Raw genomic sequence first — 897 nt, 5'->3', positions numbered from 1 at the left:
GCCCACGCCCGGCCTCGCGACGGAAACCGGGACCCGCCTCGGCACGGAAGCCGGCGCCCGCCCCGGAGCCGGGACGCGCACCCGCCCCCACGGGGGCCGGCACGGTTGTCGGCCGTATCCCGGTCCTGGACGTCAGGCCCGTCGTGCTGCACGGCCGGCGTCCCGCGAAGGCGGTGACGGGGGAGACGTTCCAGGTCACGGCGACGGTGTTCCGTGAGGGGCACGACGCGGTCGCCGCGAACGTCGTGCTGACGGACCCGGAGGGCCGCGACGGCCCCTGGACCCCGATGCGGGAGCTGGCGCCGGGCACCGACCGCTGGGGCGCGGAGGTCACGCCGGACGCTCCGGGCCGCTGGACGTATCGCGTGGAGGCGTGGGCCGACCCGATCGCGACCTGGCGCCACCACGCCCGTATCAAGATCCCCGCGGGGATGGACGGGGACCTGGTGCTGGAGGAGGGAGCGCGGCTGTACGAGCGGGCCGCCGCGCAGGCCCCGGAGGAAGACGGGCAGCGGGAAGCGCTGCTGGAGGCGGTGGCGGCCCTGCGGGACGAGACCCGGCCGGCGGCGGCCCGGCTGGCCGGGGCGCTCACCCCGCAGGTGGACGAGGTGCTGTCCCGGCATCCGCTGCGGGAGCTGGTGACGGCGTCGCAGCCGCTGCCGCTGCTGGTGGAGCGGGAGCGGGCGCTGTACGGCTCGTGGTACGAGTTCTTCCCGCGCTCGGAGGGCACCCCGGAGTGCCCGCACGGCACGTTCCGCACGGCCGCGCGCAGGCTGCCGAAGATCGCGGAGATGGGCTTCGACGTCGTCTACCTGCCGCCGATCCACCCGATCGGCACGACGTTCCGCAAGGGGAAGAACAACTCGCTGACCGCCGGGCCGGACGATGTGGGGGTGC

1 protein-coding gene is annotated in these 897 nt (G+C 75.9%); it reads left to right on the top strand.

The genetic code is table 11. From position 1 onward, the window contains the following. On the top strand, window positions 1-897 hold an 897-nt coding region (locus MTQ10_RS30800; protein ID WP_374117732.1), incomplete at both ends, for a maltotransferase domain-containing protein.

The organism is Streptomyces sp. XM83C (assembly GCF_023072675.1).
GTDB classification, from domain to species: Bacteria; Actinomycetota; Actinomycetes; order Streptomycetales; family Streptomycetaceae; genus Streptomyces; species Streptomyces thermocoprophilus.
This window is presented reverse-complemented; position numbering and strand designations above follow the sequence as displayed.